General features: G+C 72.6%; 21 protein-coding genes and 1 tRNA gene. 15 read left to right on the plus strand and 7 right to left on the minus strand.

All coding sequences use genetic code 11. The annotated features are described in order from the left end of the window. Positions 1–31 precede the first annotated feature (31 nt). Positions 32–3,877, minus strand: coding sequence for a M36 family metallopeptidase (locus NYO98_RS05730; RefSeq protein WP_268110557.1), 3,846 nt, complete (start codon positions 3,875–3,877; stop codon positions 32–34). A 105-nt stretch (positions 3,878–3,982) separates the two neighbouring features. On the opposite strand from NYO98_RS05730, the gene glgP reads away from it, so the two are divergent. Together glgP and NYO98_RS05740 are read left to right on the plus strand one after the other, a co-directional pair. Next, positions 3,983–6,565 (plus strand): alpha-glucan family phosphorylase, encoded by a 2,583-nt coding sequence (gene glgP / locus NYO98_RS05735; protein ID WP_268110558.1) that lies wholly within the window; start codon positions 3,983–3,985, stop codon positions 6,563–6,565. A 340-nt stretch (positions 6,566–6,905) separates the two neighbouring features. Then, positions 6,906–7,238: a hypothetical protein gene (locus tag NYO98_RS05740; protein ID WP_268110559.1), complete on the plus strand. Its 333-nt coding sequence runs from the start codon at positions 6,906–6,908 to the stop codon at positions 7,236–7,238. 111 nt (positions 7,239–7,349) lie between these two features. Here NYO98_RS05740 and NYO98_RS05745 read toward each other — a convergent pair whose 3' ends face one another. Next, positions 7,350–7,718, minus strand: coding sequence for a hypothetical protein (locus NYO98_RS05745; protein WP_268110560.1), 369 nt, complete (start codon positions 7,716–7,718; stop codon positions 7,350–7,352). A gap of 54 nt (positions 7,719–7,772) precedes the next feature. Here NYO98_RS05745 and NYO98_RS05750 point away from each other — a divergent pair, with 54 nt between their 5' ends. Both NYO98_RS05750 and NYO98_RS05755 read left to right on the plus strand, forming a co-directional pair. Beyond that, positions 7,773–8,273, plus strand: a complete 501-nt coding sequence (locus NYO98_RS05750; protein ID WP_268110561.1) for a MarR family winged helix-turn-helix transcriptional regulator — start codon at positions 7,773–7,775, stop codon at positions 8,271–8,273. A 62-nt stretch (positions 8,274–8,335) separates the two neighbouring features. Then, positions 8,336–9,244, plus strand: a complete 909-nt coding sequence (locus NYO98_RS05755; protein WP_268110562.1) for a helix-turn-helix transcriptional regulator — start codon at positions 8,336–8,338, stop codon at positions 9,242–9,244. Positions 9,245–9,257: 13 nt separating this feature from the next. Here NYO98_RS05755 and glgX read toward each other — a convergent pair whose 3' ends face one another. After that, positions 9,258–11,432 carry a glycogen debranching protein GlgX gene (gene glgX / locus NYO98_RS05760; RefSeq protein ID WP_268110563.1) on the minus strand — a complete coding sequence of 725 codons (2,175 nt, stop codon included), beginning with the start codon at positions 11,430–11,432 and terminating at the stop codon, positions 9,258–9,260. A 102-nt stretch (positions 11,433–11,534) separates the two neighbouring features. Between glgX and NYO98_RS05765 the strand changes: the two genes are divergently transcribed. From NYO98_RS05765 to NYO98_RS05780, 4 genes are all read left to right on the plus strand, one after another. Then, complete coding sequence (locus NYO98_RS05765; RefSeq protein WP_268110564.1) at positions 11,535–12,311, plus strand: enoyl-CoA hydratase/isomerase family protein; 777 nt, start codon at positions 11,535–11,537, stop codon at positions 12,309–12,311. A 38-nt stretch (positions 12,312–12,349) separates the two neighbouring features. Then, positions 12,350–12,652, plus strand: coding sequence for a hypothetical protein (locus tag NYO98_RS05770; RefSeq protein WP_268110565.1), 303 nt, complete (start codon positions 12,350–12,352; stop codon positions 12,650–12,652). 169 nt (positions 12,653–12,821) lie between these two features. Beyond that, a complete protein-coding gene (locus NYO98_RS05775; protein ID WP_268110566.1) occupies positions 12,822–13,604 on the plus strand; it encodes an electron transfer flavoprotein subunit beta/FixA family protein in 783 nt (260 codons plus the stop codon). A gap of 13 nt (positions 13,605–13,617) precedes the next feature. Beyond that, entirely contained in the window at positions 13,618–14,571 is a 954-nt protein-coding gene (locus NYO98_RS05780) for an electron transfer flavoprotein subunit alpha/FixB family protein (RefSeq protein WP_268110567.1), read from the plus strand. Between the two features lie 66 nt (positions 14,572–14,637). Here the strand turns inward: NYO98_RS05780 and NYO98_RS05785 are convergent, their stop codons facing one another. Next, positions 14,638–16,185, minus strand: coding sequence for a hypothetical protein (locus tag NYO98_RS05785; RefSeq protein ID WP_268110568.1), 1,548 nt, complete (start codon positions 16,183–16,185; stop codon positions 14,638–14,640). Positions 16,186–16,223: 38 nt separating this feature from the next. On the opposite strand from NYO98_RS05785, the gene NYO98_RS05790 reads away from it, so the two are divergent. The 7 genes from NYO98_RS05790 (at position 16,224) to NYO98_RS05820 (ending at position 19,935) form a co-directional block, all read left to right on the plus strand. Next, the gene (locus NYO98_RS05790) at positions 16,224–17,474 is read left to right on the plus strand and encodes a glutamate-5-semialdehyde dehydrogenase (protein ID WP_268110569.1); all 1,251 of its coding nucleotides are present in this window, start codon (positions 16,224–16,226) and stop codon (positions 17,472–17,474) included. A gap of 30 nt (positions 17,475–17,504) precedes the next feature. Continuing rightward, entirely contained in the window at positions 17,505–17,651 is a 147-nt protein-coding gene (locus NYO98_RS05795) for a hypothetical protein (protein ID WP_268110570.1), read from the plus strand. 4 nt (positions 17,652–17,655) lie between these two features. Beyond that, positions 17,656–18,336 (plus strand): nicotinate-nucleotide adenylyltransferase, encoded by a 681-nt coding sequence (gene nadD, locus NYO98_RS05800; RefSeq protein ID WP_268110571.1) that lies wholly within the window; start codon positions 17,656–17,658, stop codon positions 18,334–18,336. After that, on the plus strand, positions 18,333–18,692 hold the full coding sequence (rsfS, locus tag NYO98_RS05805) for a ribosome silencing factor (protein WP_268110572.1): 360 nt from the start codon (positions 18,333–18,335) through the stop codon (positions 18,690–18,692). Before nadD ends, rsfS begins: the two co-directional genes overlap by 4 nt. Continuing rightward, on the plus strand, positions 18,689–19,315 hold the full coding sequence (locus NYO98_RS05810) for a histidine phosphatase family protein (protein WP_268110573.1): 627 nt from the start codon (positions 18,689–18,691) through the stop codon (positions 19,313–19,315). Before rsfS ends, NYO98_RS05810 begins: the two co-directional genes overlap by 4 nt. Beyond that, positions 19,312–19,782: a DUF4112 domain-containing protein gene (locus NYO98_RS05815; RefSeq protein WP_268110574.1), complete on the plus strand. Its 471-nt coding sequence runs from the start codon at positions 19,312–19,314 to the stop codon at positions 19,780–19,782. Before NYO98_RS05810 ends, NYO98_RS05815 begins: the two co-directional genes overlap by 4 nt. 77 nt (positions 19,783–19,859) lie before the next feature. Next, positions 19,860–19,935 (plus strand) — tRNA-Ala (locus tag NYO98_RS05820). Positions 19,936–19,995: 60 nt separating this feature from the next. On the opposite strand, the gene NYO98_RS05825 is transcribed toward NYO98_RS05820, so the two are convergent. The 3 genes from NYO98_RS05825 to NYO98_RS05835 are packed head-to-tail and all read right to left on the minus strand — an operon-like array spanning position 19,996 to position 22,414. After that, a complete protein-coding gene (locus NYO98_RS05825; protein WP_268110575.1) occupies positions 19,996–20,616 on the minus strand; it encodes a TetR/AcrR family transcriptional regulator in 621 nt (206 codons plus the stop codon). Between the two features lie 41 nt (positions 20,617–20,657). Further along, on the minus strand, positions 20,658–21,455 hold the full coding sequence (locus NYO98_RS05830; protein WP_268110576.1) for an ABC-2 transporter permease: 798 nt from the start codon (positions 21,453–21,455) through the stop codon (positions 20,658–20,660). After that, on the minus strand, positions 21,452–22,414 hold the full coding sequence (locus tag NYO98_RS05835) for an ATP-binding cassette domain-containing protein (RefSeq protein WP_268110577.1): 963 nt from the start codon (positions 22,412–22,414) through the stop codon (positions 21,452–21,454). The genes NYO98_RS05830 and NYO98_RS05835 overlap by 4 nt, the downstream gene beginning before the upstream one ends. Positions 22,415–22,493 lie beyond the last annotated feature (79 nt).

The raw sequence follows: 22,493 nt of genomic DNA on the forward strand, positions 1-22,493 counted from the left end.
CCGCGGCCGGTGCCGGACGCGGGTCGCCCGGTCAGCGGACCCGCGCCACGGTGATGGTGCGCAGCCGCGTCCGCGACGGGGCGAGAGCCGTGTCGTCGGCGGGGACGAAGCGGGCCCGCACGGTCGTACGACGCTGCCGCAGCGCCTGCTTCGGCACCCGGACGCGCGCGGTCCCGTCCGCGGTGGCGACGACCTTCCAGGTCCGGCCGGCGAGGCGGACCACGAACCGCCCCGCCTCGCGGTCGGCCGCGGAGCGGACGGTCAGGAACAGCACCGGGGCGGGCTTGCGCCGTGTCTGGAAGGCGCGCTTGACGACCATCCGGGTGCGGGTCGCGAGGGCGCCGGGGGACGGGGCGGCCGTCGTCCCGGTCGTCCCGGTCGTCGTGCCGGTGCCCGGCGCGGTGCCGGTCGAGCCGCCGGTGCCGGTCGTCGTGCCACCGGGCTGGCCGGGCTGCGCGGGCAGCGTCGCGTCCTCCCCGAAGACCTGCAGCTCCGCGGCGTGCACGATCGTGCCGCGGTCCGAGCCCTCCTTGCAGTCGGTCAGCACGGTCGTGCTCGCGGTCTGCTGGCCGGCGTACGCCTCCTGGCCGGTGCACTGGTTCTCGAGCGTGACCAGTCGGACGGCGGCGGCCTCGGTGTCGGGGACGTCGAAGCCGCGCATCGTCAGGGTCGGCGCGACCGGGCGGGGGAGCGTGCTGGGGAACGCGTCGGCGGGGGAGGTGTAGAACCGCGTCCAGGTGGCGTCGGGCGACCCGCAGCCGCTGGTGCAGGCCTCCAGCGCGAACTGGCGCAGCGCGGTGAACCGCGACCCGGAGTCCGGGTCGTCCTGGGCCAGGGGGATGTCCGTGCCGGATGCGGGGGCGGGGGTGAGGTGCGCGCTCACCTGCACGCGGCGCACCGTGCTGACGTCGCCGGCGAGGTCGACCGCCACCGAGGGGTGGGACTCGTCGACCTGCGCCTCGGCCACGCCGCCCCAATTGGTGGTCTCGGTCCCGTCGATCAGCGCCTCGGGGTTGAGCGAGCCGTCGGTGGCGCCGATGACGGAGGCACCCGCCGCCGCGCTGGCGAGGTTGACCACGTCACCGACGGTCTCGGTGCGCGCGGCACCGTCGGCCGGGACGGTCATCGTCCACCGGGTGAACCCACGGTCGGGGGAGACGGCGAGCATCGCGTAGGTGCCCGGGGTGAACGTCGCGCTCGTGCCGAGGTCGGTGCTCGGGTCGGTGTCGGCGACCGGCGTCACGCGCGCCTCGTAGTCGCCGACGAAGATCCGGGCGCGACCGTTCGTGGCGAACGTGATCGTGCTGCCCGGGCCGGTCGGCGTCGTGAAGTCCGCGACCGGCTCGTGGTCGTCGGCGTCGGTGACCGAGGCGTTCGCGCCCATGCCGCGACGGGCGAACGCCGCCCACAGGAGGTCGCGGTTCGCATCGCCGAAGCGCATCTGGTCGGCGGCGATCATCGCGTCGCGGGCGTCGAGCATGGAGGTCGCACCCTGCTGGAGCAGGAACGCGTCGAACACCAGCTGCACCCAGCGCCGGTTGCCCGGGCAGGTGTCCACGGGGCGCGGCGTGCTGGTCGGCGTGGCCTGGGCGCACGCGAGCTGCAGGTCCGCGTCGTCGTACGGGTAGCGCTCGTCGTACCTCTCCACGAGCGCCTGCCGGACCTCCCACATGGTCCCGTTCCAGATCTCGCCGTCGGCGTGGACCTCGGGGCCGGTGGAGTCGAAGCCGTAGTCGGAGAAGTTCAGCGGGTTGTCGTCGATGGCGTAGTCGCGGATGGCGGTCTCGGTGTTGCCGGTGGCGTAGGCACCGACGGCCCAGACGTTCCCGCCGTTGCTGTAGCCGTGGGAGAACTGGTACTCGCCGGCGACGAGGTCACCCCACGACTCGCCCATCGCACCGCCCTGCTCGGACGTCAGGCCCTCGTCGGGTCCGGCGACCATCCGGTTGCTGATGGCGTGGGTGTACTCGTGGCCGACGATGCCCATGTCGAGGCCGCCGTCCGTGCACGGGGCGTAGAAGGCGCCGGCGATCGGCTCGAAGAGGTACTGGTTCGTGATGCCGGGCGTGCCGTCCTGCAGGGTGACCTGGTTGGCGTTGTCGCGGCCCAGGAAGCTCGGGCTGCCTCCGGTGATGGCGCCGGCCTGCGCGTTGCCGACCTCCTGGTCGCCGCCGACGCCGCCGCGACCGCCGTTGTCGAGCTGCAGGTTGTAGTTCTCCTCGGTGAAGCCGAGGTAGTAGGAGTAGTCGTGCATCCGGTTGTGGGCGGCGAAGAGGTTGCCGACCGAGGCGTCGATGTCGTTGCCTCCCGGCACCAGCTGGGCGACGTCGCAGCGACTGTTGTTCCAGTGGTCCTCGAACTCGCCGGTGTAGTGCCGCTCGGGGGAGACCGGGGCCTGCAGCAGTCCGCCGGGGGTCAGCGGGCTGGCCCACGCCTCGTGGGTGTTGGCGTTGTTGCCGACTGTGGTGAAGGTGGGCAGCGCGCCGATGGTGTCCCACGGCCCGAACGCCGCCACGTTGCGGAGCGGGGTCGGCGGAGCGGTGCAGCCTGCCTCGGCGTTCCAGCACCCGACGACCGAGTTGTCCGGCGTCTCGGTGGGGGAGTCGAGGGTCGGGTTGGCGGTGAACCAGCGCCAGCGCGGGTTGGCGGCGAGGTCACCAGTGGTGGGCGCCGCGGTGTCGCTGGTGCTGACGGCGACGGCGTACTGGCCCGCGACCACCGACGCGGCGTCGAACGGGCACACCTGCACGGAGTAGGTGCCGGCGGGCAGGGACGATGAGGAGTACGTCGCCACCTCGGGGTTGGTGGCCAGGTCGCCCGAGACCAGCACCTCGTCGCCGCGGAAGACCTTCACCACGAAGTCGTCCACCGGGAGGCCGGTCGCGACGGCGGTGATCGAGCGGGTCAGGTCGTCCTCGAGCTCGAAGGGGTGCTTCGGTCCGCACGCCGTCGAGGTGGCGGCCCCGGTGAACACGTCGTTGTAGACGAAGTTCTCGGTCTTGTTGTGGCGCACGAGTACCTCTCCGGTGACGCCGTCGACCAGTGAGGTGAAGGCGAGCGAGGCGCCACCGGCGACGTCGACGACGTTGGCCTCGAGGACGGGCCGCACGGAGCCGTCGGCCATCGGCAGGGCGCGCAGGCGCACCTGCTGCTCCTGGGCGAAGCCGGGGACGGTGAGCCGGGTCCACCCGCGGGCGACGGTGCTCGTGATGTCGCCGAGCCGGTCCTCCGGCACGCCGACCGACAGGTCGGTGGCGGCACGGAGCCAGCCCTGGAGCGGCGTCAGCGTGGCCTCCGGCACGGCCTGGGTGGTCCGGGCGAGGGAGGAGGAGACGTAGGCGACGCGGCCGTCCGCGACGCCGACCGTGACCAGGCCGCCGAGGGCGGGGGCGAGACCGCCGAAGTCCTGGCGGAGCAGCACGGCACGGGCGTCCGATCCCGCGAGCCGCTGCGAGCCGACGAGCACCAGGTCGTCGACCGCGGTGGTCGACATGCCGAAGGCGGCGGCGTGCTCGCGCAGCCAGGCGCGCGCCCCCTCCACCGGCGTGCCGGGAGCGGCGCCGAGGCTGCCGTCGGCGGGCAGGATCGAGGCGGGGGTGCCGAAGGCGTTCCAGCGGGCCGTCACGTCGCCGATCGCGGAGACGGCCGCGCGCTGGGGCGAGGTCGGGAGGGCCGAGCCGCGGGTGTCGATGTCGCGGGGACCGGCGACGGGGTCACCGAGGGTGCGGACGTCGGGCGGCGTCGGGCCCGGCGTGATCCTGCCGGTCCCGGCCGTGGCCGGGGAGGCGATCGTGGGGACGGTGCCCAGCGTGGAGATCGCGAGGAGCGTCGCGGCGGCGAGGGAGGCGCGGCCGACGCGGGGGCGGGGGATGGTCATGCCGCCACAACGCCGGGGTGGACCCGCGGGTTATGCCCGGATGTGACGCGTGTCGGGTGGGGCCGCTCTTGGATCGTTCCAAGAAATGGCCTAGCGTGCTGGTCCGTGCGAGCGTTCCGACGATTCACCGTCCGTCCCGTCCTGCCCGAGCCCCTGGGGGCGCTGGCCGCCCTGGCCGGCAACCTCCGCTGGTCGTGGCACCCGCCCACGCAGGACGTGTTCTCCTCGATCGACCCCGAGCTGTGGCGCCAGGTCAAGGGCGACCCGGTGCGCTTCCTCGGCGCCGTGGGGCGCGAGCGGCTCGACGAGCTGGTCGAGGACGGCGACTTCCGCGCGCGCCTCGGCGCTGCGCACGCCGACCTCCAGCGCTACCTCACCGAGGACCGGTGGTACGCCCGCAAGGCCGGTGACGACGCCCCGCGCGCCATCGCGTACTTCTCCTCCGAGTTCGGCATCACCTCGGTGCTTCCGCAGTACTCCGGCGGTCTCGGCATCCTCGCCGGCGACCACCTCAAGGCGTCCTCCGACCTCGGCATCCCGCTGGTGGGCGTGGGCCTGTTCTACCGTCACGGCTACTTCAAGCAGGCGCTCGACCGCGACGGCTGGCAGCAGGAGAGCTACCCGGTCCTCGACCCCGACGAGCTGCCGCTGTCGGTGCTCCGCGAGGCCGACGGCAGCCGGGCGACCGTCTCCCTCGCCCTCCCCGACGGTCCCGACCTGGTGGCGCGCATCCTCGTCGCCCAGGTCGGCCGGGTGCCGCTGCTGCTCCTCGACACCGACATCGAGGAGAACAGCGCCCACTACCGCGACGTGACCGACCGGCTCTACGGCGGCAACTCCGAGCACCGGCTGCGCCAGGAGCTGCTCCTCGGCGTCGGCGGCATCCGCGCCCTGCGCGTCTGGTCGCGCATCACCGGCGCCCCGGCCCCCGAGGTCTTCCACGCCAACGAGGGCCACGCCGGCTTCCTCGGCATCGAGCGCATCCGCGAGCTCACCGTCGACGAGGCCGGGCCCCACCTGGACTTCGACACCGCGCTCGAGGTCTCCCGCGCCGGCACGGTCTTCACCACGCACACGCCGGTGCCCGCCGGCATCGACCGCTTCCCGCGCGAGCTCGTCTCGCAGTACTTCGGCGGCAGCTCGCCCACGCCGGGCGTCCCGGTCGACCGCATCCTCGCCCTCGGTGCCGAGGACTACGACGGCGGCGACGCCGGCGTCTTCAACATGGCCGTGATGGGCTTCCGCCTCGCGCAGCGCGCGAATGGCGTCTCCGAGTTGCACGGCCACGTGTCGCGCGGCATGTTCAACGGCCTGTGGCCGGCGTTCGACGAGGCCGAGGTGCCGATCACGTCGATCACCAACGGCGTCCACGGCCCGACCTGGATCGCACGCGAGGTCATCGAGCTCGCCGCCAGCCGCGGCGCCGACATCGACGGCGACGACACCGACGCACTGTGGCCGCTCGTCGACGAGATCCCGGACCGCGAGATCTGGGACCTCAAGCGCACGCTGCGCACCCGGTTCGTCGAGGACGCACGCGACCGGATGCGCCGGTCGGCCTCCAAGCGCGGCTACGCCGCCGCGGAGACCACCTGGATCGACAGCGCGCTCGACCCCGACGTGCTGACCATCGGCTTCGCGCGCCGCGTCCCGACGTACAAGCGGCTCACGCTGATGCTCCGCGACCCCGCCCGCCTCAAGAAGCTGCTCCTCGACCCCGACCGGCCCATCCAGCTGGTCATCGCGGGCAAGGCGCACCCGGCGGACGAGACCGGCAAGCGGCTCATCCAGGAGATGGTGCGCTTCGCCGACGACCCGGAGGTCCGGCACCGCATCGCGTTCCTGCCCAACTACGACATCGCGATGGCGCAGCCGCTCTACCCCGGCTGCGACGTGTGGCTCAACAACCCGCTGCGCCCCTACGAGGCCTGCGGCACCTCCGGCATGAAGGCCGCGCTCAACGGCGGCCTGAACCTCTCCATCCTCGACGGCTGGTGGGACGAGTGGTACGACGGCAACAACGGGTGGGCGATCCCGTCGGCCGACGGCATCGACGACCCCGACCGGCGTGACGACCTCGAGGCCGCCGCGCTCTACGACCTCATCGAGAACGAGGTCGCGCCGCGCTTCTACGAGACCAACGACGAGGGCGTGCCCCCGCGCTGGCTGGAGATGGTCCGCCACACCCTGAAGTCGCTCGGCCCCAAGGTGCTCGCCACCCGCCAGGTCCGCGACTACGTCCGTGAGCTGTACGCCCCGGCGGCCCACACCGCGCGCACGCTCAACTCCGACTACACCGGCGCCCGCACCCTGTCGGGCTGGAAGCACGAGGTCCGCGCCGCGTGGCCGGGCGTCCGCGTCGAGCACGTCGACTCAGAGGGCGTGGGCGACCAGGCCGTCGTGGGGGCGACGCTCGCCGTCCGCGCCTGGGTGGCGCTCGGCTCGCTCTCGGCCGATGACGTCGAGGTGCAGGTCGTGCACGGGCGGATCGGCTCCGACGACGTCCTCACCGCGACCTCGGTGACGCCGATGCTGGTGGGGGAGTCGTACGACGGCAACCGCCACCGCTTCGACGCCGCCGTGCCGCTCGCGGTCTCCGGCCCCTTCGGCTACACGGTCCGCGTCGTCCCGCGCAACGAGTCGCTCGCCTCCGTCGCCGAGCTCGGCCTGGTGGCCGAGCCGGCCTGACGGTCCAGCTGGCTCCTTCGGTGGACTCCGTCAGTCGGCCGCGCTGGTCGCCAACGGGTTGCGTCGCCGGCAGCGGCAGAGGTCGCTGCACGGGAGGTAGGAGTGTGCAGCGTGGCCGCACCCCGGGCACGGCAGGTCGTGGCTGAGGCGGGACCGGCTCGGCTGGACGGTGTCCCACATGGTGCACCTCCTTCCGGCGCGTGGTGGTCCTCACAGCGTGCGCCTCCCCGTGCCCACTTCGCATCCGGGTTATTACGTACGTCGGCCCTGACCTTGCGCGCGAACGATGACCGGCGCGAAAGGCGTTGCCGGTCGGAGGCGTCGCGGGGACCATCGATCCATGCCCCCGACCCCACCGCCCGGCATCCTCGAGCCCTTCCTCGCAGCCGCGGACGCCGCTGCGTCCACGCGACCGGAGGTGGACGCGGAGATCGCGCGGGAGCTGATGGCCGAGGCGGCGGGCGTGCTGCACGACAGCCTGGCGCTCGACCACCTCGACGGGCACGACCTCGCGATCGTGGTCGGGGCCCTCGCCGACGACCTCACCGCCCCCGACCCGGGCGCAGCGGTGCGTGCACGGGCCGCAGCGGTGCCGGACGGCGACCCGGACCTCCACGACCCGGAGGGCGTGCGCGGGGCGTACCTCGTGTCCGTGCAGGTGCTCGGGCTCTGAGGTCCACGGACCGGTCCGACGGACCGAACCAGGGTCGCCGACCGCGTCGCGAGCGTCGGCGCCGGTGTGGTCGGTGCGTTCGGTCCGTCTGACCGCCCGGGTCGCGGGTGGTCAGCCGAAGGTGAGCCACAGCCCGACCGCGGTCGGGACGACGGCGAGCAGCAGCCAGGGGGAGACGATGCGCTTGCCGTGGATCGCGCGACCGACGGCGACGGCGAAGGCGCCGAAGATGCCGGCGATGACGTTGAGCCCGATCTTGGACGACGTGGGCGAGTCGTCGAGCATCACGGCGGCCACGACGAGCCCGACGACGAGGTGCAGGATCGTGGTGACGGCCAGCGTCGACATCACCCAGCGCTGCACGCGGGCGAGGTCGCGCGCGTCCTTCTCGGGGTCCTGGACGATCCGGCGGGGGGCGTCGAGGTCGAGCAGGTGGCCGCGACCCTTCTCCGTACGTCGAGCGGGAACGCTGCCGGCCATGCGAGCCTCTCTCACCGAATCGTTTGCTGTGACAACGATTGCTAGGCTAACGGAATGCCCGCGCCCCGCCGAATCGACGACGCCGCCGAGACGCTCGACGACCCCCTGGCCCTCGAGCGTCAGGTCTGCTTCGCCCTCGCCGTGGCGTCCCGCACGGTCATCTCGGTCTACCGCCCGGTGCTGGAGCCGATGGGGCTCACCCACCCGCAGTACCTCGTGATGCTGGCGCTGTGGGGCGAGGAGCCGTTGTCCGTGACCGACCTGAGCCGTCGGCTCGAGCTCGACCCTGCCACGCTCTCGCGGCTGCTCCGGCGGCTGGAGTCCGCCGGCCTGGTGCGGCGCGACCGCAACCCCGCGGACGAGCGCAGCCTTGCGGTGGCCCTGACCGACCGGGGCCGAGGGCTCCGCACGCAGGCGCTCGAGGTGCCGGGGACGGTCCTGCAGCGGCTGGGGATGGGGCTCGACGAGCTGATGGAGCTGCGCGACCGCCTCACCGAGGTGATCGGCGCCGCCAAGGCGGCGACGGGGCCGGCCACCGAGGCACAGCCCGCCTGACGGGTGCAGACTGCGCACGTGGGATCAAGCGTGCCGCTCGCTCGCGGGCGAGGGTGGTGGCCATGACGACAGCGGCCGACACCTTCGCCGCGTTCCTCGACACCCTGGCCGAGACGCTCGACCAGGGCGGCGACGAACGGGCGCGCCGGCTCCACCTCTCGCGCTTCCACCTCGCCCGCGTCGTGTCGGCGACGGGCGGTGAGCCGCCCGAGCGGATGCGTCGGAGGCTGCTGCTGGAGCGCGCGGCGTACCGCCTGCTGACCGGTGACGGTCAGGTGGTCGACATCGCGTTCGAGGCCGGCTTCGGGTCGCACGAGGCGTTCACCCGTGCGTTCGCGCGGGAGTACGGCACCGCGCCGAGCCGCTGGCGTCGGCACCCCACCCGCACCCAGATCGAGGGTCCGAGCGGCGTGCACTTCCACCCGCCCGGCAGCCTGCGGCTGCCGACCTCACGAAAGGTGTCCCCGATGGACCTGATGACGCGCATGATCGAGCACCACGTCTGGCTGACGGGCGAGATGATCGAGCGGGCCACCCGGCTCACCGACGAGCAGCTCGACGCCCCGATCGAGGTGCCGATCGGCACCATCGACTGCGACATGACCATCCGCTCCGTGCTCGGCCGGCTCGTCGGGCAGCTGGCGCAGTGGAACGCCGCCGTCGAGCAGCGGCGCTACGACTGGGACCAGGAGCGTGGCAAGTCGCTCAGCACCCTGCGGCGCGAGCTCTCCGAGGAGGGCCCCGCCTTCCTCGAGCAGGTGCGTACGACGATCGAGGAGGGCCGTCTCGACGACACCTTCGTCGACGTCACCTGCGAGCCGCCGCGGGTCTTCACCTACGGCGGCATGGTGGCGCACGTGCTCACCTTCGCGGCCGTACGACGCCTCGTGGTGCTCGGCGCCTTCGAGACCCTCGGCATCACCGACCTCGACGCCGGCGACCCGATGGAGTGGATGGGGTCCCCGGCCTGACCGCTCGGGGGGCTCAGGTCTGGCGCAGCACCAGCACCGAGCGCGCCTGCAGCGTCATCGTCGCGCCCGCGACCACCGGCGTGCCGACGGCCACGTCGGGGTTGGTCGACAGGACGACCTCGCCGTGGTGGACCCATTGGTTGGCCGGCAGCACCAGCTCCACGTCGTCGACGCCGGAGTTGAGCCAGATCATGAACGAGCGGTCGCGCACCTGCTCGCCCCGCGGCCCCGGGGAGCGCAGGGGGGCGCCGTTGAGGAACATCCCGATGGTGCGGATGCTGTCGTCGTTCCAGTCGTCGACGGTCATCTCGTGGCCGGCCGGGTGCACCCAGACGAGGTCCTTGATGCCGCCCTTGATCGTCGGCCGTCCCTCGAACCAGTGCCGCTGCCGCAGCGCCGGGTGCTCGCGACGCAGCCGAAGCGCGGTCTTGGTGATCTCGTAGACGTCGAGCCACGCGTCGTCGGGGCGCCAGTCGATCCACGAGGTCTCGTTGTCCTGGCCGTAGGCGTTGTTGTTGCCGCCCTGCGTGCGTCCGCGCTCGTCGCCCGCCGTGAGCATCGGGACACCGCTGGAGAAGCACAGCGTCGCCATGAGGTTGGCCGCCTGGCGACGACGCAGCGCGATGACCTCCGGGTCGTCGGTCTCCCCCTCGACACCGCAGTTCCACGAGCGGTTGTTGTCGGTGCCGTCGCGGTTGTCCTCGCCGTTGGCCTCGTTGTGCTTGTCGTTGTAGGACACCAGGTCGCGGAGCGTGAAGCCGTCGTGGGCGGTGACGAAGTTGACCGAGGCGTAGGGGGAGCGGCCGTCGTCGGCGTACAGGTCGCTCGACCCGGCGAGGCGGGTCGCGACGGTCCGCACCCCGCTGGAGTGGCCGCGCCAGAAGTCGCGCACCGTGTCGCGGAACTGGTCGTTCCACTCGACCCATGGCGGCGGGAACTGGCCCACGCGGTAGCCGTCCATCGACGCGTCCCACGGCTCGGCGACGAGCTTCACGTGCCGCAGGACCGGGTCCTGGCCGATCGCGGTCAGCAGGTGCGAGCCCATGTCGACGACCTGGTTGGTGCGCGTGATCGCGCTCATCAGGTCGAACCGGAACCCGTCGACGTGCATCTCCGTCACCCAGTAGCGCAGCGAGTCGAGGATCAACCGGAGGCTCTGCGTGTGGGTGGAGTCGACGGTGTTGCCGCAGCCGGTGACGTCCCAGTAGCTCACGGGCTCGGGGTCCTGGCCCGGCTCGGGCGCCGGCGGCACCACGCGCTGGTAGTAGCCGCGGTCGTCGAGGCCGCGGAAGCTCAGCGTCGGTCCGCGCGGCCCGGCCTCGGCGGTGTGGTTGTAGACGACGTCGAGGATCACCTCGAGCCCCGCGGCGTGGAAGTCCTTGACCATCTGCTTGAACTCGGTGACCTGCTGGCCGCGGTCACCGGCGGAGGAGTACGCGTTGTGCGGGGCGAAGAAGCACATCGAGTTGTAGCCCCAGTAGTTCACCAGGCCGCGCTCGGCGAGGGCGGGCTCGGAGAAGAACTGGTGCACCGGCAGCAGCTCGACCGCCGTCACGCCGAGGTCCCTGAGGTAGTCGGTCACGGCGGGCGTCGCGAGGCCGGCGTACGTGCCGCGCAGGTGCTCGGGCACCCGGTCGTGCAGCGCGGTCATCCCCTTGACGTGCATCTCGTAGATCACCGTGTCGCGCCAGCGCCGCCGCGGGTGCGTGTCGCCGCCCCACTGGAAGTCGTCGTAGACCACGACGCTGCGCGGGACGTACGGCGCCGAGTCGAGGTCGCTGATCGTCTCGGGGTCGCTCGGGTCGTAGCCGAAGATGGCGTCGTCGACGACGAGCTCGCCGGAGACCGCCTTGCCGTAGGGGTCGAGCAGCAGCTTGGCCGGGTTGAACCGCAGGCCTGCCTCCGGGTCCCACGGGCCGTCGGCCCGGTAGCCGTAGCGGGTGCCGGGGGAGACGTCGGGGATCGCGCCGTGCCACACGCCCAGCGCCTGCTCGGTGAGCCGGTGACGGGTCTCGGTGCCGTCCTCGTCGAAGAGGCACACCCACAGCGCGTGCGCCTCGGGGGCGTAGACCGCGAAGTTCGTCGACTCGCTGGACCAGGTGGCGCCCAAGGGGTAGTTGCGTCCCGGCCAGACCTGCATGGTCTCGCCGTCGTGCATCCAGACTGTGCTCGTCTCGGGGGGCGTCACGCGGGCCATTGTGGTCGCTCGGTCCCGGCACGGCACAATGCGGCACGCGCCCGCCATCCCCGGTGCCGCCTCGACGCCGTCCCACCGTGACAAGGAGCCACCATGGAGTTCGTCTCGATCGACGTGACCGACGGGGTCGCGGTCCTGCGGCTCGACCGCCCGAAGATGAACGCGATCAGCGTCCAGGTCCAGGCAGACCTGCGCGAGGCCGCGGCCGAGCTGACCGAGCGCGACGACGTGCGCTCCGTGGTGCTCTGGGGCGGCGAGCGGGTCTTCGCCGCGGGCAACGACGTCAAGGAGATGGCGGACCTGACCTACTCCGACATGGTCAAGGTCTCCGCCTCGGTGAGCTCGGCGACCACCGCGATCGCGCGCATCCCGAAGCCCGTCATCGCAGCGGTCAACGGCTACGCCCTCGGCGGCGGCTGCGAGCTCGCCCTCGCCGCCGACCTGCGCTTCGCGGCCGAGGACGCCGTCCTCGGCCAGCCCGAGGTGCTGCTCGGCATCATCCCCGGAGCCGGCGGCACCCAGCGGCTCGCCCGGCTGGTCGGCACGTCGCGGGCGAAGGACATCATCTTCACCGGGCGCTTCGTCGCGGCCGACGAGGCGCTGCGCATCGGGCTGGTCGACCGGGTCGTCCCGGCGGACAAGGTGCTCGAGGAGTCGGTGGCGTACGCCTCCCAGTTCAGCGGGGCCGCCGCGCTCGCCGTCCGGGCCGCCAAGGAGTGCATCGACCGGGGCAGCGAGGTCGACCTCGACACCGGCCTGGAGATCGAGCGCCAGCAGTTCGCCGGGGTCTTCGCGACCGAGGACCGTACCCGCGGCATCACCTCGTTCGTTGAGAACGGACCGGGCAAGGCGACCTTCGTGGGGCGCTGAGCCCCCGACAGACCTCGACTGAGAAGGAAGACGACCACGTGGCAACGAAGATCCGGGCGACGCTCGCCCAGCTGGTGTGGCTGGCGTGCGCGCTCGCGGCCCTGGTGCTCGCAGCCGGAGCGCTGCTGATCGCCCTGGACGCCAACAGGTCCAACGAGCTCGTCGACGCGGTCCTGCGGGCCGCGTCCTGGGTGGACCTGGACGTGTTCTCGCGCCGGGACGGGATCAAGCAGTTCCGCGGGGAGGGCGCCGAGGTCAAGAACGCGCTCTTCAACTGGGGCCTGGCCGCGATCGCCTGGCTCGTGGTCGGACGCGTGCTCTATCGCGTCATCAAGCCCTGACGGGCGCCCGGGCCGCGCTCGTCCCGGGTGGGACCGTGACAGTGCCACTGTGAGCGACCGCACCCGGATGGCCATTCCGGTCGGTGCTGACCGACCAGTAACCTCATAGCCACATCCGAGTGCACAGGAGGGGCCGCGAGGCCACACCACCATGAACATTGTTGTCTGTGTGAAGTACGTGCCGGACGCGACGGCCGACCGCAAGTTCGAGGACGACAACACCGTCGACCGCGTCGGCGTCGACGGCCTGCTGTCCGAGCTCGACGAGTACGCCGTGGAGCAGGCGCTGCAGTTCCGGGAGAAGCGCGAGGGCGAGGAGATCACCGTCACCGCGCTGACCGTCGGCCCCGAGAAGGCCGTCGACGCGGTGCGCAAGGCGCTGCAGATGGGCGCCGACTCCGGTGTCCACGTCGTCGACGACGCGATCGCCGGCTCCGACTACCTCGGCACCTCCCTGGTGCTCGCCAAGGCGATCGAGAAGATCAAGGCCGACACCGGCGCGGACCTCGTGGTCTGCGGGATGGCGTCCACCGACGCCTCCGGCTCGGTCGTCCCGGCCATGCTCGCCGAGCGCCTGGGCATGCCGCAGGTGACCCTGGCCTCCGTCGTGGAGTCGCAGGGCGACCAGGTCCGGATCAAGCGCGACAACGAGGGCTCGACCGAGGTCATCGGCGCGACCCTGCCGATCGTGCTGTCGGTGACCGACCAGTCGGGCGAGGCCCGCTACCCGTCGTTCAAGGGCATCATGGCGGCGAAGAAGAAGCCGCTCGAGACGTGGTCGCTGACCGACCTCGGCCTCGACGCCGACCAGGTCGGCCTGTCGGTGGCCTACACGCAGGTCGAGGACACCACCGCCCGCCCGCCGCGCACGGCCGGCGAGATCGTCACCGACGAGGACGGCTCGGGCGCCGGTGCGCTGGTCGACTTCCTCGCGTCCAAGAAGTTCATCTGAGGAGCAGCCAGAGATGTCTGAGGTTCTTGTTGTAGTCGACCACGCCGACGGCGAGGTCAAGAAGCCCACCTACGAGCTGCTCACGATCGCGCGCCGCCTCGGCGAGCCGTCCGCGGTGTTCTTCGGCTCGCCCGAGCAGGGCGACACGGTGGCGGAGAAGGTCAAGAAGTACGGCGCCGCGAAGGTCTACGTCGTCGACGACGCCCAGATCAAGGGCTACCTGGTCGCGCCGAAGGCCGAGGCGCTGCAGCAGCTGGCCGAGAAGACCAGCCCGGCCGCGGTCCTGCTGCCGTCGACGTTCGAGAACAAGGAGGTCGCCGGTCGCCTGGCGATCAAGCTGGGCTCGGGCCTGATCACCGACGCCGTCGACGTCGCCGAGGGTGGCGTCACGACCCAGTCGGTGTTCGCCGGCAACTACACCGTGCAGGCGAAGGTCACCACCGGCACGCCGATCATCACGGTCAAGCCGAACTCGGCCGCCCCCGAGGAGGCCGACGGCGCGGGTGCGGTCGAGGCGTTCGCCGCGACCATCTCCGACGTCGCGAAGACCGCCCAGGTCGTCGCCACCCAGCCGCGCCAGTCCACGGGCCGGCCCGAGCTGACCGAGGCCGCGATCGTGGTCTCCGGCGGTCGTGGCACCGGCGGCAACTTCGAGCCGGTCGAGGGCTTCGCCGACTCGCTCGGAGCGGCCGTGGGTGCCTCGCGCGCCGCGGTCGACTCCGGCTGGATGCCGCACGCCTTCCAGGTCGGTCAGACCGGCAAGACGGTCTCCCCGCAGCTCTACGTCGCCAACGGCATCTCGGGTGCGATCCAGCACCGTGCCGGCATGCAGACCTCGAAGACCATCGTCGCGGTCAACAAGGACCCCGAGGCGCCGATCTTCGAGCTCGTCGACTTCGGTGTCGTGGGCGACCTGCACACGGTCCTGCCCGCCGCCACGCAGAAGATCACCGAGCGCAAGGGCTGAACCGCACCACGCTCGACGAACGCCCCCGTCCGCTCGGTCGGGGGCGTTCGTGCGTCCGGAGCACGGTCACCAGGTCCGCGCCCGCGCCTTCCACTCGCCGTCGCGCCGCACGATGCGCACGACCTGCCCGCGGTCGATCCGGGTGCTGATCATGTCGAAGCTGCCGGGCGCGCCGTAGGACTGGTCCGCGTCGCTGCACCTGCCCGGGGTCGGCTTCCCGACCCTCCCGAGCCTCTCCGTCCCGGTCGAGGACAGGTGCTCGAGGAGCACCGGCCACCGTCGTGATCCGGTCGTCGCGACCAGGCGCACGGCTGCCTCAGGCCCGTCCGGAACCACCACGTCGCAGCGTCCGCGGACGCCGCCCGGCAGGGTGACGACGCCCCGTTCGGGCGAGATCACGTGGGTGCTGGTGGGGCCGGGCACGGCGACGTACCGCCCGTCGCGGGACTGGCCCAGCGGCCGTGGGCCCATCCGCAGCGCCTGCCACGACAGGCCGTCGCGGGTGGTGAGCGCCACGTTCTCGTCGTGACAGCTCAGGACGGCGACGAGCACCGCGGGGGCGTCCTCCGGGTCGGCGTCGCTCCAGCGGCACCGCACGCCCGACTCGTACGCCACCGTCGCCGGGCCCCAGGCCTGGGCGACCGGGTCGTACACCTGGGCGCGCACCTTCCGGCCCCGGCGCGAGCCGAGGGCGACGAGCGGGGCGTCCGGCGCGGTGAGGAACTCGGTGTATAGGCGCCCCTCGTGGCGGACCAGGCCGGGCGCGGAGGCCGGTGCGACCCGGGTGACGGCCCACGGCGACCCGGCGTCCGGGCGCGAGATCACGGCGACGGAGGCGGGGTCGCTGAAGTCCCCGAACACGACGGTGTCGGCGTCGACGTTGGCGAAGCTGCGGTCCTGGCACGCGTCGTCGACGTCGACGTCCTGACGCACCGGCGTGGTGTCCCCCGTGCGGCTCAGCGCGACCAGGGCGCACCTGCGGCGCGAGACGTTGGCGCCGTACAGGTACGACACGAGGGCGTCGTCGGTGATGGTCACGGTCGTCGTGTACTCCTGGCCCGGCGTCTCGAGCCGGTGCCGGACGAATCCCTCCGGGCCGAAGGTCACGTAGCCCGCGGACTCCGGGTAGACCGCCCGTCGGCCGTCGGGGGAGATGCCCGGCTCCTCGTACGCCTCGCCCTCGAGCTCGTACGACACCCAGCTCACCGTGTCGGCCGACCACAGCGCGCGCGAGGCCACCGGCGCCTGGTCGTCGGAGTACCCGCCGCGATCGCACTCCGCGACGAGCGCCACCGCCCCGTTGGCCGTCCGCGCCTCGACGTCCCCGCAGTAGAGGCGTTTCTCGCCCAGCACCACCACCGGGCCGGCCCACGCGCCGGTCGCCGCGTCCCGGCGCCTCGCGCGGACGGTGCGGTAGCTCTCCGAGGCCCACACACGGAGCAGGTCGCCGTCGGCGAGGACGAGCTCGACCCCACGCTCGATCTCCCTCGGCAGGTCGGCGACCCCGGGGACGTCCCCGGCCGGTGTGGACGCTGGCGCGGCGCCCGAGGTCGAGCCGCTCAGGACAGCCGCCGTCGTCGCCAGCGCGACGATCACCCCCGTGATGCGAGACATGGCGCCACCCTAGGCTCGCCCGCCCTACGCTGGACAGCATGAGCAGCGAGGACGCGGTGCGCGAGGTCGCCGGCCGGGCCCGGGCCGCGAGCCACGAGCTGGCCACGGCCACGCGGGCGACCAAGGACGCCGCGCTGCACGCGATGGCCGACGCGCTGGTGGCCTCGGCGGCGGACGTCCTGGCCGCCAACGCCGAGGACGTCGTCCGCGCCGAGGCCGCCGGCACGCCTGCCAACATCGTCGACCGCCTCCGCCTCGACGAGTCCCGCCTCGAGGCGATGGCCCAGGGCCTGCGCGACGTGGCCGGCCTGCCCGACCCCGTCGGGGAGGTCCTGCGCGGCAGCACGCTGGCCAACGGCCTGGAGCTGCGGCAGGTGCGGGTGCCGTTCGGGGTGGTCGGGATGATCTACGAGGCACGCCCGAACGTCACCGCCGATGCCGCCGGGATCTGCCTGAAGTCCGGCAACGCGGTGCTGCTGCGCGGCTCCTCCAGCGCCCGGTCCAGCAACGCCGCGATCGTCGAGGCGATGCGCGGCGCGGTGGGCGGCAGCGGCCTGCCGGAGGACGTCGTACAGCTGGTGCCGGGCGACACCCACGACAGCGTCAAGGCGCTGATGCGTGCCCGCGGGCTCGTCGACGTGCTCATCCCGCGCGGGGGAGCGGGGCTGATCCGCAGCGTGGTCGAGGAGTCGACCGTGCCGGTCATCGAGACCGGCGTCGGCAACTGCCACGTCTACGTCGACGCCTCGGCGGACCTCGAGCAGGCGCTCGCGGTGGTGCTCAACTCCAAGACCCACCGCACCAGCGTCTGCAACGCGGCCGAGTCGCTCCTCGTCCACGAGGACGTCGCCGACGAGTTCCTGCCCGCCGTGGTCGAGGCCCTGCAGGCGGCCGGGGTGCTCATCCACGGCGACAGCGCGTTCGCGGAGTACGACGACGTGGTGCCGGCGACCGACGAGGACCACGCCGCCGAGTTCCTCGGCCTCGAGATCTCCGCCGCCGTCGTCCCCGACGTGGAAGGGGCGATCGCCCACATCCGCCGTTGGTCGTCGGGCCACACCGAGGCGATCCTCGCCCGCGACCAGGCGACGATCCGGCGCTTCGTGGCCGCGGTGGACTCGGCCGCGGTGATGGTCAACGCCTCGACCCGCTTCACCGACGGCGGGGAGTTCGGGTTCGGCGCCGAGATCGGCATCTCCACCCAGAAGCTGCACGCCCGCGGCCCGATGGGGCTGCCGGAGATGACGTCGAGCAAGTACGTCGTGGTCGGCGAGGGCCACGTCAGGTGATCGTCCGACGGTGCCGGTAGGGTGAGCGCCATGCTGAGCACCGTCATCACGCTGGCCGCCGAGGCCGAGAGCGAGCCTGCCGTCCACCCCTACGTCGTGGGTGCCATCGCCCTGGGGCTGCTGCTCGTCCTGCTGCTGGCCGTGGTCTCCTTCGGTGGCGGTCGCGAGCACAGCTGAGCCGGTGACCGGTCCCGTGGGGCAGCGTCGCGTCGGGGTGATGGGCGGCACCTTCGACCCCATCCACCACGGCCACCTCGTGGCCGCGTCCGAGGTGCAGGCCTGGTTCGACCTCGACGAGGTCGTGTTCGTGCCCACCGGCGACCCGTGGCAGAAGAGCGACCGGGAGGTCACCCCTGCCGAGCACCGCTACCTGATGACGGTGGTCGCGACCGCGGCCAACCCACGCTTCAACGTCTCCCGGGTCGACATCGACCGCGCCGGCAAGACCTACACGATCGACACGCTCCGCGACCTCAAGGCCCAGATGCCCGACGCCGAGCTGTTCTTCATCACCGGCGCCGACGCGCTCGCCGACATCTTCACCTGGCGTGACGCCGACGAGCTGTTCGACCTCGCCAACTTCGTCGGCTGCACCCGGCCCGGCTACGAGATGGACCCCGCGGCCCTCGCCAAGATCCCGGCCGACCGCGTGACCATGGTCGAGATCCCCGCCCTCGCGATCTCCTCCACCGACTGCCGCGAGCGCAAGCGTCGCGGCGAGCCCGTCTGGTACCTCGTGCCCGACGGCGTCGTCCAGTACATCGCCAAGCACGACCTCTACACGGCCACGGGTGCCACCGCCCGCCACCGGGCCCGCCCCGCCCCGAGCGCCGGCCCCACCACCAGCAAGGACTCCGCATGACTGCCACCGACCACGCCCTCGAGCTCGTCGCCGTCGCGGCCCAGGCCGCGCACGACAAGAAGGCCGACCAGGTCCTGGCCTTCGACGTCAGCGACCAGCTCGCCATCACCGACGCCTTCGTGCTGGCCAGCGCCAACAACGAGCGGGCCGTCGGCGCGATCGTCGACGAGGTGGAGGACAAGCTCCGTGAGGCGGGCGCCAAGCCGATCCGTCGCGAGGGGCACAAGGAGGGCCGCTGGGTGCTCCTCGACTACGGCGAGATCGTGGTCCACGTGCAGCACGAGGAGGAGCGGTCCTTCTACGCCCTCGAGCGCCTCTGGAGCGACTGCCCGCTCATCCCGCTGACCCTCGCGTGAGGCGCCTGGTCCTGCTCCGCCACGGCCGCACGGAGTGGAACGACACGGGGCGAGCGCAGGGCCACGCCGACGTGCCCCTCGACGCGACGGGTGAGGCGCAGGCCAAGGCGGTCGCGCCGGTCCTGGCGGCGCTGTCACCGGTCGCCCTCTGGTCGTCCGACCTCGCCCGGGCCGCCGGCACCGCTGCCGTGGTCGCCGCCGAGGCCGGGCTGGAGCCGGTCCTCGACGCCCGCCTGCGCGAGTTCGACGTCGGCCCGCACCGCGTCGGGCTGACCGACGAGCAGTACGCCGCCGCCCACCCCGAGGAGCACGCGGCCCTGGTCGCGGGTGACGTCGCGGCCGTCCCCGGGCGCGAGACGCCGGACGACGTCCTGGCGCGCTTCCTGCCCGCGCTGGCGGCGTACGCCGACACGCTGGGGGAGGACGAGACCGGTGTCGTCGTGTCGCACGGCGCGGCGCTGCGCGTGGCGGTCCCGGCCTTCCTCGGCTGGCGCGGCGAGGTCGCGGAGTCCCTCGGGGTGCTGGCCAACTGCGGCTGGGTGGTGCTCGAGCACTCGGCGTCGACCTGGACCGGAGGGATCGTGAGGTGGCGCCTGTCGGCGTGGAACCGGGTCGTGGGGTGAGCGACCGCGCCCGCGAGGTCGACGTGGCGCTCAGCCGCCAGCTCGCGAAGGTGATGGACGACGCCGTCACCGTGCCCGGCACCCGCGTCGGGGTCGGCCTCGACGCCGTGATCGGCCTCGTGCCCGGCATCGGCGACGCCGTCGGCAGCGCCCTCTCCGGCGTGATCGTCCGCGATGCCGTCCGGGCGCGGGTCCCGATGGCGGTGCTGGCCCGGATGGGGCTCAACCTCATCGTCGATGCCCTGCTGGGCCTGGTCCCCGGGTTCGGCGACCTCCTCGACGTCGCCCACCGGGCCAACCGCAGGAACGTCCGCCTGCTCATGCGCGAGATCGAGCGCCAGCCGCTGCGCGAGCCGCCGAGCACGGCGTACGTGATCGGTGCCGTCGCGCTCATGCTCGTCCCGGTGCTCGCCGGGGTGGCCGTGGCGGTGCTCGGGTTGTGGCTGCTCTGGCGCTGGCTGACCTGATCGGGACAGGCTCCCGACGCAAGGGGGGACCCCGATTTCACCTGCCGGTCAGGTGTCGGCTAATGTTCTCGACCGTTGGGGCTGTGGCGCAGCTGGTAGCGCATCTGCATGGCATGCAGAGGGTCAGGGGTTCGAGTCCCCTCAGCTCCACCAACGAGAAGGCCCGCGGATGTCCGCGGGCCTTCTGCCGTTCTCCCGGCGCGCGCCGGGGGCTCAGGAGGAGGCGGCGGGGTCACGACCGGTGACGAGCCCCGCGCAGAACAGCTCGGCGAACAGCTGCACGTCGTCCTCGTCGAGGCCCTTCGACCCGGCGAGCGGGCTCGTCTGCACCCCCAGGAACGCGGCCAGGAGCATGACCGCGGTCCGTGCGGGGTCGAGGTCGGACCGCAGGCGCCCCAGCCGTTGCTCGGCGGCCAGGAAGTCGGCGAGCAGGAGCGGCGGTCCGCCCGTCGACCGCAGGGCGTCGACGAGCTCCTCACGCGACAGGTCCTCGACCGGGCGCATCACGTGCGGCGAGGCCTCCTCGAGCGGGAGCACCGCCTCGCGCAACCGGGAGAGCTGGGTCAGCGTCTCCGCCAGGAGCTCCACGACCGGCGCGCTCCCGGCTCGTCCGGGGAGCTGCTCCATCCACTCGGTCACGTCGCGCTGGCCGGCCATCACGGCCGCGGCGAAGAGGGCCTTCTTGTCCGGGAAGTGCCGGTAGATCGTGCCTTCCGAGACGCCGGCTCGCTCCGCGATCGCCTTCGTCGTGGCGCCGTGGTATCCGGCCTCCGCGACCAGCTCCGTCGTGGCGCGGATGAGCGCGGCCTGGGTGCGCCGGGACCTCTCCTGCATCTCCGTCCGTCCTGTCGTCGTGGTGGAGGCACGTTACGGGCCTAGTCCGTGATGTCTCGACTCCGGAAGGCGAACAATGCCGCCCCGAGCGCAGCGACGACATAGAGGGCCCCGGTGCTCGCCGCGGCCGCGAGCGAGACGGCCTCGTTGCCACCCTGGGCGAGCGCGGTGAGGATCGCGCCCGGCAGCCAGTCGCTGATGTCGGTGGCCACGGCTGAGATGACCGCCTCCACCAGCAGCACATAGCCGACCCCCACCCCGATGGCGACGCCGGCGGAGCGGGTGAGCGTCGCCAGGGCCAGCCCGATGGAGCCCCAGACGAGCAACGACAGGTAGAGGTGCCCGGTGGCTTCGGCCAGCACCACGAGCAGGTCGGTGCCCCACGCGTCCGGGGAGAAGCCTCCTGCCTGCGCCGCGACGGGCGCGACCGCCACGTTGACGACCAGCGCCGTGACGCAGGTGAGGGCCGTGACGAGGGCGAGAGCGATCCACTTGCCCATGAGCAGCCGCCCCCGACGGGGCTCGGCCGCCACGAGGATGCGGACCAGGCCGGTGCTGTAGTCGCTCGCTGCCGCGAGCGCCCAGAAGGCCAGGGTGATGACGCCGAAGAACGACGCGGCTGCTCCCAGGCCGGCGACGATGCCGTCGGGCGACAGGAGCGCAGCGGCGCTCGGGAAGGAGACGCCCGGACCGTCGGCCGGAGCGGCCCCGGACTCGTCGACGACGTTGAACATCACGAAGTTGATCAGCACGGCGAACACCACCACCAGGCCGAACCAACCGATGAGGACCGAGCGCCGACGCAGGCGCAGCAGCTCGCTCCGGACCACGCCGATCATCGGACGCCCTCCCGTCGGACGCCTCCGCGGAGGGCGGCACCCCGCGCGTCGGCCAGCTCGCCGTCGTCGGTGCCGGTCATCGCGAGGAAGACGGCCTCCAGGCTGTCGCGGTGCACGGCGAGCGAGCTCAGGGTGATCCCTGCGGCCGCGGCCTGGCGGTTGATCAGTGCCGCATCGGCCTCGCCGGCGACCACGCGCAGGGTGGGCTCCTCGGCGCTCACGCTCCACCCGTGCCCCTCGAGGACGTCGCGGAGAGCCCCGCGGTCGGACGCGTCCTCGGGCGCGACCGCGACGCTCGTCGTCGCCCGTCGCATCAGCTCGGACATGGGCCCGGAGAACACCAGGACTCCGAAGCGCACGACCACGACGTAGGTGCAGATGGTCTCGATCTCCGACATGAGGTGGGACGAGACGACGACCGTGCGGCCCTCCGAGCCGAGCTGCCGCAGCAGCGTCCTGATCTCGACGATGCCGGCCGGGTCGAGACCGTTGGTCGGCTCGTCGAGGATCAACAGCGCGGGATCGGGGAGCAGCGCCGCGGCGATCCCGAGGCGCTGCTTCATGCCGAGCGAGAAGCGTCGTACGGGCTCGTTCCCCCTCCCGGCGAGCCCGACCACCTCGAGGACCTCGTCGACGCGGCTGCGGGGGAGGCCGCGCAGCGCGGCCAGCGAGGCGAGGTTCGCCCGGGCGGAGAGTCCGGGGACGAAGGCCGGCCCCTCGATGAGCGCCCCCACCTCTGCGGCGTACGCGGTCGGGTCGTCGATGCCGCGGCCCAGGACGGTGGCCGAGCCCCCGCTCGGCGCGACCAGCCCGAGCAGCATGCGGATGAGCGTGGACTTGCCCGATCCGTTGGGGCCGACCAGGCCGACGACGCCGCCCGCCGGCAGCTCGAGGTCGAGGCCGTCGACGGCGACCAGGGTCCCGAAGCTGCGGGTCAGGGCCTCGGTGGTGATCACCATGGCAGTTCCTCCCCAAATGTAAGTGAGTACTCACTTACATTCTCACGGCCTGCTCGTCCACACAAGTCCGTCGCCGAGT

The sequence above is a fragment of the Nocardioides pini genome, from assembly GCF_026712185.1.
Classification (GTDB): domain Bacteria; phylum Actinomycetota; class Actinomycetes; order Propionibacteriales; family Nocardioidaceae; genus Nocardioides; species Nocardioides pini.